The organism is Pseudomonas sp. NPDC089530, from assembly GCF_050280705.1.
Taxonomy (GTDB): Bacteria; Pseudomonadota; Gammaproteobacteria; order Pseudomonadales; family Pseudomonadaceae; genus Aquipseudomonas.
The window spans coordinates 1-14,274 of sequence record NZ_JBNNVU010000120.1 but is presented as its reverse complement, the minus strand read 5'-3'; the positions used below and the strand labels follow the sequence as shown (position 1 = coordinate 14,274).

The window sequence follows — 14,274 nt, the reverse complement described above, 5'->3', positions numbered from 1 at the left end:
ATTGGCTTCGAAGGCGATGCGTTCCAGGTAATGGCGGCGCCGTTGCATCATCAGCCCGAGCAGCAGCATCAGCACAACCTGGCGCCGAACTACGATGCCACGTTGTACCCGCGCTACATGAGCAAGCGCGGCCTGTTGATGGAAGGCGAATTCCGCTACCTGACCAAGTCCAGCGAAGGTCAGTTCGGCGCGGCTTACCTCAACGACGAGAACGACGACCGCAAGCTGCAGTCGGACTCCGAAAAAACCCGCTACATGTACAACTGGCAGCACAAGGGTGGGCTCGATTCCCGTGTAATGACCCAGGTCGACTACACCAAGATCAGCGATCCGTACTACTTCCAGGATCTGCAAAGCGACCAGATCGGCGTGGAAAGCCGTGACTACATCAACCAGCAGGGCGCAGTGACCTACCGTGGTGATACCTATACCGCGCGGCTCAATGCCCAGGCCTACGAGCTGGCCACGGTTTCCAACATCACGCCTTATAACCGTCTACCGCAAATCACCTTGAATGGTTTCCTGCCGCAGCATCCAGGCGGGCTGGACCTCCAGTACGAGTCTGAGATTGTCAGGTTCGATCGGGACCTTAAAACAGGTAATTATATTGATGAAAATGGTGGGAGCACTCCTCGCCTAGACACCAATATCTTCGGCCTGGCTCGAGCCAATGGTAATCGTCTCAATCTTGCACCATCTGTAAGTCTTCCCCTCAACTGGACTTATGGTTTCCTGAAACCATCTCTCAAGTATCAGTACACTCAGTACGATCTTGATCTTGATAACAAAGGCAAAGCCGATATCGCTGGTCAGAATTCTGAAGGGGATCGTCTGAACGGTACCTACAGCCGCAATCAGAATCGTGGCGTACCTATCGCCAGCATCGACAGCGGCCTGTACTTCGACCGCGACACCCAATGGTTCGGCAAGAACTATCGTCAAACCCTGGAACCACGCCTCTACTATCTCTACGTACCAGAGAAAGACCAGAGCGACATTCCGGTATTCGATACTGGCGAGTCGACGTTCAATTACTCGTCGCTGTTCCGTGAAAACCGCTTCTCCGGCTCCGACCGTGTAGGCGACGAGAACAAACTGTCGCTCGGCATCACCAACCGCTGGATCGAAGAAAACGGCTTCGAACGTCAGCGCATCAGCGTCGGCCAGGCCTTGTACTTCAAGGACCGCGAAGTTCAACTGCCGGGCATCGATGCGAAAATCCGCGAAGACGCGCATTCCAACGTTTCTCCTTATGCACTGGAATACGTGTACCGCTGGAACCGCGACTGGCGCACCACTGCCGACTACAACTGGGATCCGGATACCCGCAGCCCGCGCTCCGGCAGTGCAATGTTCCACTACCAGCCGGAAGACAATCCGAACAAGGTCATCAACGCCGGTTATCGCTATCGCAACGACCTGGTCCGTTACGACCAGTCCACCGGCAAATGGTCCGTGGGCGGCGGCGACTACGGTACGCCTGGTCAACCTGGTTACGTGAAGGACTACTACAAGATCAAGCAGCACGATTTCTCGGTGATGTGGCCGATCGTGCCGCAGTGGAACCTGATCAGCCGCTGGCAGTACGACTACAACCGCAACCGTACTCTCGATGCCTTCGGTGGTTTCGAATACGACAACTGCTGCTGGAAACTGCGCCTGATCAACCGTTACTGGGTCAAGTATGACGAGTTCAGTCAAGACGCCCCTTCGAACGAGAAAGGCGACCATGGCCTCTTCCTTCAAATTGTCCTGAAAGGACTCGGCGGCCTCACTGGTTCCAAGGTAGAGAGCTTCCTCGACAAAGGCATTCAAGGTTACCGTGAACGTGAAGACCAAGCTTTCTGATTGTCTGCGCCCGCTGATGCTGGGCGCGCTGTTCCTGGGCACCGCGGCTAACGCCGCGGTACAACCTATCGACAAAGTGGTAGCCATCGTCGACAACGACGTGGTCATGCAGAGCCAGCTGGACCAACGGGTTCACGAAGTTCAGCAAACCATCGCCAAGCGTGGCGGCGGTATGCCGCCCGCCGATGTCCTGAACCAACAGGTGCTGGAGCGCCTGATCGTCGAAAACCTGCAACTGCAGATCGGCGATCGTTCCGGCATCCGCATCACCGATGAAGAGCTGAACCAGGCTGTTGGCACCATTGCCCAGCGTAACAACATGACTCCCGAGCAGTTCCGCGCTGCCCTCGCGCGCGATGGCCTGTCCTACCAGGATGCCCGTGAGCAGATCCGTCGCGAGATGGTCATCAGCCGCGTGCGTCAGCGCCGGGTTGCCGAACGCATCCAGGTTTCCGAGCAGGAAGTGAAGAACTTCCTCGCCTCCGACCTGGGCAAGATGCAACTGTCGGAAGAACTGCACCTGGCCAATATCCTGATCCCAACCCCGGAAAGCGCCAACTCCGAAGCGATTCAGAGCGCCGCGCGCCAGGCCATGGACGTCTATCAGCAGCTCAAGCAAGGCGCTGACTTCGCTCAGCTGGCAATCGCCCGTTCGGGCAGCGACAACGCCCTGGAAGGCGGTGACATGGGCTGGCGTAAAGCCGCTCAACTGCCCCCGCCGTTCGATCGCGAACTGAGCGCCATGGCCGTGGGTGACATCACTCAGCCAGCCCGTACCCCAGGCGGCTTCATCATCCTGAAGCTGCTGGCAAAACGCGGCGGCGGCAATCAGGTGCGGGACGAAGTACATGTCCGTCACATCCTGATCAAGCCAAGCGAAATCCGCAGCGAAGAAGAGACCAAGCGCCTGGCGCAAAAGCTCTACGATCGCATCGAAGCCGGCGAAGACTTTGCCGAACTGGCGAAAAGCTATTCGGAAGACCCGGGTTCCGCCCTCAACGGCGGCGACCTCAACTGGATCGATCCGAACGCCCTGGTACCCGAGTTCCGCGACGTGATGGCCAAGACCCCACAAGGTCAGTTGTCCAAGCCGTTCCAGAGCCCGTATGGCTGGCACGTACTGGAAGTCCTTGGCCGCCGCGCCACCGACAGCACTAGCCAGGCCCGCGAACAGCAAGCGATGACCGTGCTGCGTAACCGCAAATACGACGAAGAGCTGCAAACCTGGCTGCGCCAGATTCGCGATGAAGCCTACGTCGAGATCAAACTTCCTGGCGCTGACCAGGCGGCACAGTGAAACCCAAGCGTTTCGCGCTCACCCCCGGCGAGCCAGCCGGCATAGGTCCCGACCTGTGCCTGCTGCTCGCCTCGCAACAACAGCCACATCCCCTGATTGCCATCACCAGCCGCGACCTGCTTGCCGAGCGGGCCGCGCAGCTGGGTGTGGCCGTCAGTCTGATCGCGGTTGGCCCTGACTGCTGGCCGGACCAGCCGGCTGCCGCTGGCAGCCTGTATGTCTGGGATACCCCGCTAGCGGCCAAGGTCGTTGCCGGCCAGCTGGACAAGGCCAACGCCGCATTCGTCCTGGAAACCCTGACCCGGGCCGGCCAAGGCTGCCTGGACGGGCATTTCGACGGCATGATTACCGCCCCGGTGCACAAGGGCGTGATCAACGAATCCGGCATCGCCTTTTCCGGCCATACCGAATTTCTCGCCGACCTGACGCAGACCGAACAAGTGGTGATGATGCTGGCCACCCATGGCCTGCGGGTCGCACTGGTGACCACCCATCTGCCCCTGCGGGACATCGCCGACGCCATTACCCCGGAACGCCTGGAGCGGGTCACACGCATCCTGCATGCCGACCTGCGCAACAAATTCGGCATCGCCCAGCCACGCATCCTGGTCTGCGGGCTCAACCCGCATGCCGGCGAAGGCGGACACCTGGGCCATGAAGAAATCGACATCATCGAACCTACCCTGGAGCGTCTGCGCCACGAAGGCATGGACCTGCGCGGTCCCCTGCCCGCCGACACTCTGTTTACCCCCAAATATCTGGAGCACTGCGACGCAGTGCTGGCGATGTACCATGACCAGGGGCTGCCCGTGCTGAAATACAAAGGTTTCGGCGCCGCGGTCAACGTGACGCTGGGCCTGCCGATCATCCGCACCTCGGTCGACCACGGCACCGCCCTGGACCTGGCCGGCAGCGGCAAGATCGATACCGGCAGCCTGAAAGTCGCCCTGGAAACCGCCTACCAGATGGCCGAGACCCGTTTATGACCGAGCAATACCAGCACCGGGCGCGCAAGCGCTTCGGCCAGAACTTTCTGCATGACGCCGGCGTGATCGACCGCATCCTGCGCTCCATCAATGCCAAGTCCGGCGACCGCATGCTGGAAATCGGCCCGGGCCAGGGCGCACTGACCGAGGGCCTGCTCAACAGCGGCGCCCAACTGGATGTGGTCGAGCTGGACAAGGATCTGGTACCGATCCTCAACCAGCAGTTCGCAGGCAGAGACAATTTCAGCCTGCACCAGGGCGATGCCCTGAAGTTCGACTTCAACAGCCTGAATGCCGCACCCGGCAGCCTGCGCGTGGTCGGCAACCTGCCTTACAACATCTCCACCCCGTTGATTTTTCACCTGCTGCAGAACGCCGGGCTGATCCGCGACATGCACTTCATGCTGCAGAAAGAAGTGGTCGAGCGTCTCGCCGCGGGCCCGGGCGGCGGTGACTGGGGCCGCCTGTCGATCATGGTCCAGTACCACTGCCGCGTGGAGCACCTGTTCAACGTCGGCCCTGGCGCATTCAACCCGCCACCGAAGGTCGACTCGGCGATCGTCCGCCTGGTGCCACACACCGTGCTGCCGCACCCGGCCAAGGATCACCGCCTGCTGGAGCGCATCGTTCGCGAGGCCTTCAACCAGCGCCGCAAGACTCTGCGCAATACCCTCAAGGCCCTGCTCTCCAGCGCTGAGATCGAAGCCGCCGGCGTCGACGGCAGCCTGCGTCCGGAACAACTGGACCTGGCCGCCTTCGTTCGCCTGGCCGACAAACTCAGCGAGCAAGCACCAGGGACTGCCAGCGCCAACTGACATGCCACCCGCGCTATCGGGTAAGACGCCAGGCTCCACGTCTGGTTTACTACCCGATACTTGGCCTAGACTGACTTCCATCAGCTTTGCCCCGCCTCCCGCTTTGTTTTAAAGGCCTCTTGCATGTCCGATCCTCGCTATCAGATCGACGTCAGCGTCGTCACCCGCTTCCTTGCCGAACAGTCGCAACCCGAACAGAACCGCTTTGCCTTCGCCTACACCATCACTATCCAGAACAATGGCCTGCTGCCCGCCAAACTGCTCTCCCGGCACTGGGTGATCACCGATGGCGACGGGCATGTCGAGGAAGTTCGCGGTGCCGGCGTGGTGGGCCAGCAGCCGCTGATCGCCCCGGGTCAAAGCCACACCTATAGCAGCGGCACGGTCATGACCACGCGCGTTGGGAATATGCAGGGCAGTTATCAGATGCTCGCCGAAGACGGCAAACACTTCGACGCCATCATCGCCCCGTTCCGCCTGGCCGTACCCGGAGCCCTGCACTGATGACGACCTACGCCGTCGGCGACCTGCAAGGCTGCCTGGAACCGTTGCAGTGCCTGCTTGAAAAGGTCGCCTTCGACCCGGCCAGGGATCGCCTGTGGCTGGTCGGCGACCTGGTCAACCGTGGCCCGCAGTCGCTGGAAACCCTGCGTTTTCTGTATGCCATGCGCGACGCCCTGGTGTGCGTGCTGGGTAACCACGACCTGCACCTGCTGGCCGCCTGGCGCAACATCGAGCGCCTGAAGAAAGCCGATACCCTGAGCGAGATCCTCAACGCCCCGGATGGCGAGGAACTGCTCCAATGGCTGCGCCAGCAAAAGCTGATGCACTATGACGAACAGCGCAACGTGGCCCTGGTGCATGCCGGGATACCGCCCCAGTGGTCACTGAAAAAGGCCCTCAAATGCGCCGCCGAGGTCGAAGAGGCCCTGCGTGACGACAACCGTTTCGAACCCTACCTGGACGGCATGTACGGCAACGAACCGACGAAATGGGACGGCGAACTCAAAGGCGTGACCCGCCTACGGGTCATCACCAACTATTTCACCCGCATGCGCTTCTGCACCCGCGACGGCAAGCTCGACCTCAAAGGCAAGGAAGGACCAGAAACCGCGCCACCGGGCTATGCCCCCTGGTTCGAACACAAGGAACGCAAGACCCGGGACCTGAAGATCATCTTCGGTCACTGGGCCGCCCTCGAAGGCAATTGCCAGGAGCCCGGCGTCTCTGCCCTGGACACCGGCTGCGTCTGGGGCGGCGCCCTGACCCTGCTGAACGTCGACACCGGCCAACGCCTGGAATGCGAGTGTGACGCCCACGGCCACCTCAAGGCCCAGGCCGCTCCATCCATCCCCGAACCCATGCCAACCACGGCCAAGCGCTAGACTGCGCTTTCCACCAGGCCCAGGAGCCCGCCATGAGCGAATTCAAACGCATCCCCCCAGAACAAGCCCAGGCCCTGCGCAAGCAAGGCGCCGTGGTGGTCGATATCCGCGACCCGCAGACCTTTGCCCTGAACCACATCAGCGGCTCCAGGCACCTGGACAACCACTCCATCTCCGACTTCATCCGCAGCGCCGATCTCGATGCCCCGCTGGTGGTCGTCTGCTATCACGGCAACTCCAGCCAGAGCGCGGCGGCCTACCTGATCAGCCAGGGCTTCTCCGACGTCTACAGCCTGGACGGCGGTTTCGAACTGTGGCGATCCACCTACCCCGCGGAAACCGCCCAGGGCGGCGCCGAATAATTTTTTTCCGATGCTCTAGCCCGCGCCATTCGCGGGCTGGCGCCACAGGTGACGAACGGTCACTTGAACAAATCGCGTATTCCACCTTTACCTCCCCGATTCCGAACTATCCTTAGCCTCAGGCCATCCATACAGGGGAGAGCCGGTACACCGGCGTGCGGGTCATCGGTACTAGCTTTCAAGGTCGATAGCTTTGAAAGTGTTCTGGGGGGTAAACAGCAGCCGGACTCCCGGTTGCGTGCCAGCACTTGACTGACTGATCCGACGTCGGCTCCACGTATCGAGCGAGGTGACGTCATGAGTATTTTTAGCCACTTCCAACAACGCTTCGAATCCACACGCCAGGAAGAGTTCTCGCTACAGGAGTACCTGGAACTCTGCAAAAAGGATCGCAGCGCCTACGCGTCGTCCGCCGAACGCCTGCTTCTGGCCATCGGCGAACCGGAACTGCTGGACACCTCGACCAATTCGAGACTGTCGCGGATCTTCTCCAACAAGGTGATCCGTCGCTATCCGGCCTTTGAAGACTTCCACGGCATGGAAGAATGCATCGACCAGATCGTTTCCTACTTCCGCCATGCCGCTCAGGGCCTGGAAGAAAAGAAACAGATCCTTTACCTGCTCGGCCCCGTCGGCGGCGGTAAATCGTCCCTGGCCGAAAAGCTCAAGCAGCTGATTGAAAAGGTGCCCTTCTACGCCATCAAGGGCTCGCCGGTATTCGAATCGCCGCTCGGGCTGTTCAACGCCACGGAAGATGGCGCGATCCTCGAGGAAGATTTCGGTATTCCACGGCGCTACCTGAACACCATCATGTCGCCCTGGGCCACCAAGCGCCTGTCCGAGTTCGGGGGCGATATCAGCCAGTTCCGAGTGGTCAAGCTCTACCCCTCGATCCTCAACCAGATCGCCGTCGCCAAGACCGAACCGGGGGACGAGAACAACCAGGACATTTCCGCCCTGGTGGGCAAGGTCGATATCCGCAAGCTGGAGGAGTTCCCACAGAACGATGCCGACGCCTACAGCTATTCGGGCGCACTGTGCCGGTCCAACCAGGGCCTGATGGAGTTCGTCGAAATGTTCAAGGCACCGATCAAGGTGCTGCACCCATTGCTGACGGCCACCCAGGAAGGCAACTACAACAGCACCGAGGGGCTGGGCGCGATCCCGTTCACCGGTATCCTGCTGGCCCACTCCAACGAATCGGAATGGCACACCTTCCGCAACAACAAGAACAACGAAGCCTTCATCGACCGGATCTATATCGTCAAGGTCCCGTACTGCCTGCGGGTCAGCGACGAAGTCAAAATCTACGACAAGCTGCTGTTCAACAGCTCCCTGTCCAGGGCCCATTGCGCCCCCGACACCCTGAAAATGCTCGCTCAATTCACCGTGCTCTCACGCCTCAAGGAGCCGGAGAACTCGAACATCTACTCGAAAATGCGCGTCTACGACGGCGAGAACCTCAAGGACACCGATCCGAAAGCCAAGTCGATCCAGGAGTACCGCGACGCCGCCGGCGTGGATGAAGGCATGAACGGCCTCTCGACCCGCTTCGCCTTCAAGATCCTGTCGAAGGTCTTCAACTTCGACCCCCACGAGATCGCGGCCAACCCGGTGCACCTGCTCTATGTGCTCGAGCAACAGATCGAACAGGAGCAGTTCCAGGCCGAAACCCGCGAGCGCTACCTGCGCTTCCTGAAGGAATACCTGGCTCCACGCTACATAGAGTTCATCGGCAAGGAAATCCAGACCGCCTACCTGGAGTCCTACAGCGAGTACGGTCAGAACATCTTCGACCGCTATGTGCTCTATGCGGACTTCTGGATTCAGGATCAGGAATATCGCGATCCGGAAACCGGCGAGATCCTCAACCGGGTGGCACTCAACGAAGAGCTGGAAAAAATCGAGAAACCGGCCGGCATCAGCAATCCGAAGGACTTCCGCAACGAGATCGTCAATTTCGTACTGCGGGCCCGGGCCAACAACAATGGCAAGAACCCAACCTGGCTCAGCTACGAAAAACTGCGGGTGGTCATCGAGAAGAAAATGTTCTCCAACACCGAGGACCTGCTCCCGGTCATCAGTTTCAATGCCAAGGCGAGCAAAGAGGACCAACAGAAACACAACGACTTTGTCACCCGAATGGTCGAGCGTGGCTATACCGACAAACAGGTACGACTGCTGTCCGAGTGGTATCTGCGGGTCAGGAAATCGCAGTAACCCGCCGGTTGCACCGGTTGTCGTCAGCCAGGAGCCTGTCTTGGCGATTTCTGCTACACAGGCTTCAGGAAGCGCGTTTGAACGTCCGCAGCGGGGCTCGGGCAGAGTACGGGCGGCAAGACACCCTTGCCATCACCCCGGCCCCGGCCGGCCCGTTTGCGAGCTTCAAGACAGCTTCTAAGGAGCAGTCATGAGTTATGTGATCGACCGACGTCTCAATGGCAAGAACAAGAGCACGGTAAACCGCCAGCGGTTTCTGCGGCGCTACCGTGACCACATCAAGAAAGCCGTCGAAGAGGCGGTCAGCCGCCGCTCCATCACCGACATGGAACATGGCGAACAAATCAGCATCCCTGGCCGGGATATCGATGAGCCGGTGCTCCATCATGGGCGCGGCGGCAAACAGACCGTGGTGCACCCGGGAAACAAGGAATTCACGGCTGGCGAGCACATCGCGCGCCCTCAAGGCGGGGGTGGTGGAGGCGGCCGCGGCAAGGCCGGTAACTCCGGCGAAGGCATGGACGAGTTCGTGTTCCAGATCACCCAGGAGGAATTCCTCGAGTTCATGTTCGAGGACCTGGAACTGCCGAACCTGGTCAAACGTAACCTGAGCGGGACCGACACCTTCAAGACCGTCCGCGCCGGGATCAGCAACGAAGGCAATCCCTCGCGCATCAACATCATTCGGACCCTGCGCTCGGCCCATGCCCGGCGCATCGCCCTGTCCGGCAGCAGCCGGGCGAAACTGCGCGAAGTCAAAGAAGAGCTTGCACGCCTGAAACGCGAAGAACCGGACAACTTCGGCGATATCCAGGAAATGGAAGCGGAAATCGAGCGACTCAGCGCACGCATTCACCGGGTGCCGTTCCTCGATACCTTCGACCTCAAGTACAACCTGCTGATCAAGCAGCCCAACCCCAGCTCCAAGGCGGTGATGTTCTGCCTGATGGACGTGTCCGGCTCCATGACCCAGGCGACCAAGGACATCGCCAAGCGCTTTTTCATCCTGCTGTACCTGTTTCTCAAGCGCAATTACGAAAAGATCGACGTGGTGTTCATCCGTCACCACACCAGCGCACGCGAAGTGGACGAGGAGGAGTTCTTCTACTCCCGGGAAACCGGCGGCACCATCGTCTCCAGCGCCCTGAAACTGATGCAGGAGATCATGGCCGAGCGTTACCCGAGCAACGAGTGGAACATCTACGCCGCCCAGGCTTCCGATGGCGACAACTGGAACGACGACTCGCCGATCTGCCGCGACATCCTGATCAACCAGATCATGCCCTTCGTGCAGTACTACACTTACGTGGAGATTACCCCGCGCGAACATCAGGCCCTGTGGTTCGAATACGAGCGCATCGCCGAAGCCTTTTCCGATACTTTCGCCCAGCAGCAACTGGTCTCGGCCGGAGATATCTATCCGGTCTTCCGTGAACTCTTCCAGCGCAGGTTAGTGACATGACCGCCAGAGAGCAGAAACGCCAGCCTATTTCCACCGGCTCGGAATGGACGTTCGAGCTGATCCAGGCCTATGACCGCGAAATCAGCCGTATCGCAGCACGCTATGCCCTGGATACCTACCCCAACCAGATCGAAGTGATCACCGCCGAACAGATGATGGACGCCTATGCGTCCGTCGGCATGCCCCTGGGTTATCACCACTGGTCCTACGGCAAGCATTTCCTCAGCACCGAAAAGTCCTACAGCCGTGGCCAGATGGGCCTGGCCTACGAGATCGTGATCAACTCGGACCCCTGCATCGCCTACCTGATGGAGGAAAACACCATCTGCATGCAGGCCCTGGTGGTAGCCCACGCCTGCTATGGCCACAACAGTTTCTTCAAGGGCAACTACCTGTTCCGCACCTGGACGGATGCCAGCTCGATCATCGATTACCTGGTGTTCGCCAAGCAGTACATCATGCAATGCGAAGAGCGCCACGGGATCGATGCCGTGGAAGACCTGCTGGACTCCTGCCATGCCCTGATGAACTACGGCGTGGACCGCTACAAGCGCCCTTATCCGATTTCCGCGGAAGAGGAACGTCGCCGGCAAAAGGACCGCGAAGAGCACCTGCAGAAACAGATCAACGACCTGTGGCGCACCATCCCCAAAGGCACGGACAAATTCAGCGACAAGGACAACGTGCGCTTCCCCGCCGAACCCCAGGAAAACATCCTGTATTTCATCGAGAAACACGCGCCGCTGCTGGAGCCGTGGCAGCGGGAGATCGTGCGGATCGTGCGCAAGATCGCCCAGTACTTCTACCCGCAGCGCCAGACCCAGGTGATGAACGAAGGCTGGGCAACCTTCTGGCACTACACCCTGATGAACGACCTGTATGACGAAGGCCTGGTGACCGATGGCTTCATGATGGAGTTCCTCGCCTCTCATACCAGCGTGGTGTTCCAGCCGGGCTTCGACAGCCCTTACTACAACGGCATCAACCCTTACACCCTGGGCTTCTCGATGTACCGCGACATCCGGCGAATTTGCGAAGAACCCACCGAGGAAGACCGCCGCTGGTTCCCGGAACTGGCCGGGACCGACTGGCTTTCCAGCATCAAGTTCGCCATGAGCAGCTTCAAGGACGAGAGCTTCATCCTGCAGTACCTGTCGCCCAAGGTGATCCGCGATCTCAAGCTGTTCAGCATCCTGGACGACGACCAGCGGGACGACCTGCTGGTGCCGGCCATTCATGACGAAAGCGGCTATCGGATCATCCGCGAGACCCTGGCCGCCCAGTACAACCTGGGTAACCGCGAACCCAACGTGCAGATCTGGAGCATCGACAGACGCGGAGACCGCTCCCTGACCCTGCGCCACCAACAACACGACCGCAAACCGCTGGGCGATTCCACCGATGAGGTTCTCAAGCACCTGCACCGGCTATGGGGGTTCGACATCCACCTGGAAACCCTGCAGGGCGACCAAGTGATGAAAACCCACCACGTCCCTCCGAGAAGCGATCACAACGAAGGGGATTACGGCCGCCTGGACCTGGCTGTCATCCACCTCTGAGCCCATTACAAACCTCCGAAAGCTCGGCACAAGGGTTATTCTGTCGGGCTAACGGAGGTTTTTTATGCAGATTTACAAGGTCGGCGGTGCGGTACGCGATCGCCTGCTGGGCAAACCGGTAACCGACATCGACTGGGTGGTCGTCGGCGCCACGGCCGAAGACATGCTCGCCAAGGGTTTTCGCCCGGTGGGCTCGGACTTTCCAGTCTTCCTTCATCCCCAAAGCGGCGAGGAATATGCCCTGGCCCGTACCGAACGCAAGAGCGGTCGCGGCTATGGTGGCTTCACCTTTCACGCCAGCCCCGAAGTCACGCTCGAAGAAGACCTGATCCGCCGCGACCTGACGATCAATGCCATGGCTGAAGACGACCATGGCGTCCTGACGGATCCGTATCACGGCCAGCAGGATCTGGAGAACCGTTTGCTACGCCATGTTTCCCCGGCATTCGCCGAAGATCCCCTGCGTGTCCTGCGCGTTGCCCGCTTCGCCGCGCGCTATGCCGGGCTCGGTTTCCAGGTGGCCGCGGACACCCTCGAACTGATGCGCCAGCTCAGCGAGTCAGGCGAGCTTGAAGCCCTGACGCCGGAGCGCAGCTGGAAAGAAATCTCCCGCGCCCTGCTGGAAGACCACCCGCAAGTATTCATCCAGGTACTGCGCGACTGTGGGGCGCTCCAGGTCCTGCTGCCGGAAGTGGACGCCCTATTCGGCATTCCACAGCCTGCGGCCCACCACCCAGAGATCGACACCGGCGTACATACACTGAGCGTCCTGGAGCAGTCGGCGCTGCACCAGCAGCCGCTGAGCGTGCGCTGGGCGTGCCTGCTGCACGACCTGGGCAAGGGCCTGACACCACCAAGCGAATGGCCGCAACACATCGCGCATGAGCACAAGGGCCTGAGGCTGATCCAGCTCGTCAACGAACGTTTCAAGGCACCACGCGACTGCCAGGAACTGGCACTGCTGGTGGGCCAGTACCATACCCACGGCCATCGTGCCCTCGAGCTGAAACCCTCGACCCTGGCGGAGCTGCTGCAAAGCTTTGACGTCTATCGTCGCCCCCTGCGCTTCGAGGAGTTTATCGCCGCCTGTGAAATGGATGCCCGCGGCCGCCTCGGGCTGGAGGAGCGAGCCTATCCTCAGGCGGATTACCTGCGCGGCGCGGCAAACGCGGCGCGAACGGTGGCGGTACAACCGCTGCTGGAACAGGGATTCAAGGGGCCTGAGTTGGGAGAAGCGCTGAAGCGGGAGCGACTGAAGGCACTGAAGGCCTACAAGGAACAGCATTCGCAGTAAGAAATATCGCGAGCAAGCCGCCCCTGGGAACAAGCCTGCTCGCGATCCTACCGCAGATCGGCCAACACTACGCCGACCTGGGCTGCTCCAGCTCCGGTGGAGTCAATTGCCTGCCCCGCCACTCAAAAGCCACGGGCGCCAGCACCTGATCGATCCGGGCCTCGCGCCAGAGAGTCGCGAAGTCCTGCACCGCCAACGGATGGATCCGCTCCGGAGCCATCAGCGACAAAGGCCAGAGCACAAAGGCGTTCTTCAGGATTTCAGCGCGGGGCAGGACCAGACCGTCGAAATTACCCACCAGGTCGCCGTACAACAGCACATCGATATCCAGCGGCAAGCCCTTGCGGTCCGGGGCATAACGACCGTTGTCCGCCTCGATGAACTTCAACCGGCGGTCCAGCTCTATCAGCGGCAGATCGGTGAACGCCGAAACCACCAGATTGAAAAAAGGCCCGCTCTTGATGCCCACCGGCTGGCTTTCGAATACCGCCGAACAGCGCATGTCCAGCAGAAAACCGTCCAAGGCATCGAGCCCGGCCAGCAAATGGGTTTCGCGCTCGATATTGCTGCCGAGCCCAAGGAAAACCTGAGTTAGCGACATCCGCGCTCGATCTCCACGCCAACACCTTTGGCGGCCGCGACGGCGCCAGGCTTGGTCAGCTTGAGGTGCAACCAGGGAATCTGGAACTCGCTCATCAGCACTTCAGCCAGACGCTCAGCAAAGGTTTCCACCAGTTGGAACTGCGCCTGCTCGGCAAACGCCTGAATCCGCGCTGACACGCTGGCGTAGTCGAGGGCCAGGGTCAAGTCATCGCCCGCGGCGGCCGGACGGTTGTCCCAGGCGAAGCTCAGGTCAAGGCGCAGGCACTGCCGGATGCCTCGCTCCCAGTCGTAGGCTCCGATCACCGTGTCGACTTCCAGGCCCTCGATAAACACTCTGTCCAAGCACTCTTCTCCGCAGCACGACAAGGGCGCAATGCGCCGTTAGAAACAGGGCGTCCTCGCCCGGAATAGATAGCAAGTTTTGTTTACTGGCGATCTTCGCC

13 protein-coding genes are annotated in these 14,274 nt (G+C 60.4%); 11 read left to right on the top strand and 2 right to left on the bottom strand.

Going from position 1 to position 14,274, the window contains the following annotated elements; translation table 11 throughout:
- The 11 genes from ACQKQA_RS27465 to ACQKQA_RS27415 all read left to right on the top strand — a co-directional run.
- The coding region (locus ACQKQA_RS27465) for an LPS-assembly protein LptD (RefSeq protein ID WP_427564350.1) at nucleotides 1-1,848 on the top strand (1,848 nt) is incomplete at its 5' end.
- A complete protein-coding gene (gene surA / locus ACQKQA_RS27460) occupies nucleotides 1,829-3,145 on the top strand; it encodes a peptidylprolyl isomerase SurA (protein ID WP_427564348.1) in 1,317 nt (438 codons plus the stop codon). The genes ACQKQA_RS27465 and surA, both read left to right, overlap by 20 nt.
- Nucleotides 3,142-4,131: a 4-hydroxythreonine-4-phosphate dehydrogenase PdxA gene (gene pdxA / locus ACQKQA_RS27455; RefSeq protein ID WP_427564346.1), complete on the top strand. Its 990-nt coding sequence runs from the start codon at nucleotides 3,142-3,144 to the stop codon at nucleotides 4,129-4,131. Before surA ends, pdxA begins: the two co-directional genes overlap by 4 nt.
- Complete coding sequence (gene rsmA, locus ACQKQA_RS27450; RefSeq protein ID WP_427564344.1) at nucleotides 4,128-4,946, top strand: 16S rRNA (adenine(1518)-N(6)/adenine(1519)-N(6))-dimethyltransferase RsmA; 819 nt, start codon at nucleotides 4,128-4,130, stop codon at nucleotides 4,944-4,946. Before pdxA ends, rsmA begins: the two co-directional genes overlap by 4 nt.
- Before the next feature lie 123 nt (nucleotides 4,947-5,069).
- On the top strand, nucleotides 5,070-5,450 hold the full coding sequence (gene apaG / locus ACQKQA_RS27445) for a Co2+/Mg2+ efflux protein ApaG (RefSeq protein WP_427564342.1): 381 nt from the start codon (nucleotides 5,070-5,072) through the stop codon (nucleotides 5,448-5,450).
- Nucleotides 5,450-6,331: a symmetrical bis(5'-nucleosyl)-tetraphosphatase gene (locus tag ACQKQA_RS27440; RefSeq protein ID WP_427564340.1), complete on the top strand. Its 882-nt coding sequence runs from the start codon at nucleotides 5,450-5,452 to the stop codon at nucleotides 6,329-6,331. The genes apaG and ACQKQA_RS27440 overlap by 1 nt, the downstream gene beginning before the upstream one ends.
- 32 nt (nucleotides 6,332-6,363) lie before the next feature.
- Complete coding sequence (gene glpE, locus ACQKQA_RS27435; protein WP_427564338.1) at nucleotides 6,364-6,693, top strand: thiosulfate sulfurtransferase GlpE; 330 nt, start codon at nucleotides 6,364-6,366, stop codon at nucleotides 6,691-6,693.
- Nucleotides 6,694-6,990: 297 nt separating this feature from the next.
- Nucleotides 6,991-8,913: a PrkA family serine protein kinase gene (locus tag ACQKQA_RS27430; protein WP_427564336.1), complete on the top strand. Its 1,923-nt coding sequence runs from the start codon at nucleotides 6,991-6,993 to the stop codon at nucleotides 8,911-8,913.
- Nucleotides 8,914-9,103: 190 nt separating this feature from the next.
- Nucleotides 9,104-10,375, top strand: coding sequence for a YeaH/YhbH family protein (locus tag ACQKQA_RS27425; protein ID WP_427564334.1), 1,272 nt, complete (start codon nucleotides 9,104-9,106; stop codon nucleotides 10,373-10,375).
- A complete protein-coding gene (locus ACQKQA_RS27420) occupies nucleotides 10,372-11,934 on the top strand; it encodes a SpoVR family protein (RefSeq protein ID WP_427564332.1) in 1,563 nt (520 codons plus the stop codon). The genes ACQKQA_RS27425 and ACQKQA_RS27420 overlap by 4 nt, the downstream gene beginning before the upstream one ends.
- A 64-nt stretch (nucleotides 11,935-11,998) precedes the next feature.
- Nucleotides 11,999-13,228, top strand: a complete 1,230-nt coding sequence (locus ACQKQA_RS27415; RefSeq protein ID WP_427564330.1) for a multifunctional CCA addition/repair protein — start codon at nucleotides 11,999-12,001, stop codon at nucleotides 13,226-13,228.
- Nucleotides 13,229-13,295: 67 nt separating this feature from the next.
- Here the strand turns inward: ACQKQA_RS27415 and folK are convergent, their stop codons facing one another.
- Nucleotides 13,296-13,829, bottom strand: coding sequence for a 2-amino-4-hydroxy-6-hydroxymethyldihydropteridine diphosphokinase (gene folK, locus ACQKQA_RS27410; RefSeq protein ID WP_427564328.1), 534 nt, complete (start codon nucleotides 13,827-13,829; stop codon nucleotides 13,296-13,298).
- Nucleotides 13,820-14,173, bottom strand: coding sequence for a dihydroneopterin aldolase (folB, locus tag ACQKQA_RS27405; protein ID WP_427564326.1), 354 nt, complete (start codon nucleotides 14,171-14,173; stop codon nucleotides 13,820-13,822). Before folB ends, folK begins: the two co-directional genes overlap by 10 nt.
- Between the last annotated feature and the right edge of the window lie 101 nt (nucleotides 14,174-14,274).

Excerpts from the sequence above, each read along its gene's own strand:
- ACQKQA_RS27440 (WP_427564340.1), top strand. The coding sequence starts at position 5,450 with ATGACGACCTACGCCGTCGGCGACCTGCAAGGCTGCCTGGAACCGTTG.
- ACQKQA_RS27420 (WP_427564332.1), top strand. The coding sequence starts at position 10,372 with ATGACCGCCAGAGAGCAGAAACGCCAGCCTATTTCCACCGGCTCGGAA.
- ACQKQA_RS27415 (WP_427564330.1), top strand. The coding sequence starts at position 11,999 with ATGCAGATTTACAAGGTCGGCGGTGCGGTACGCGATCGCCTGCTGGGC.
- apaG (WP_427564342.1), top strand. The coding sequence starts at position 5,070 with ATGTCCGATCCTCGCTATCAGATCGACGTCAGCGTCGTCACCCGCTTC.
- ACQKQA_RS27425 (WP_427564334.1), top strand. The coding sequence starts at position 9,104 with ATGAGTTATGTGATCGACCGACGTCTCAATGGCAAGAACAAGAGCACG.
- folK (WP_427564328.1), bottom strand. The coding sequence starts at position 13,829 with ATGTCGCTAACTCAGGTTTTCCTTGGGCTCGGCAGCAATATCGAGCGC.
- glpE (WP_427564338.1), top strand. The coding sequence starts at position 6,364 with ATGAGCGAATTCAAACGCATCCCCCCAGAACAAGCCCAGGCCCTGCGC.
- rsmA (WP_427564344.1), top strand. The coding sequence starts at position 4,128 with ATGACCGAGCAATACCAGCACCGGGCGCGCAAGCGCTTCGGCCAGAAC.
- ACQKQA_RS27430 (WP_427564336.1), top strand. The coding sequence starts at position 6,991 with ATGAGTATTTTTAGCCACTTCCAACAACGCTTCGAATCCACACGCCAG.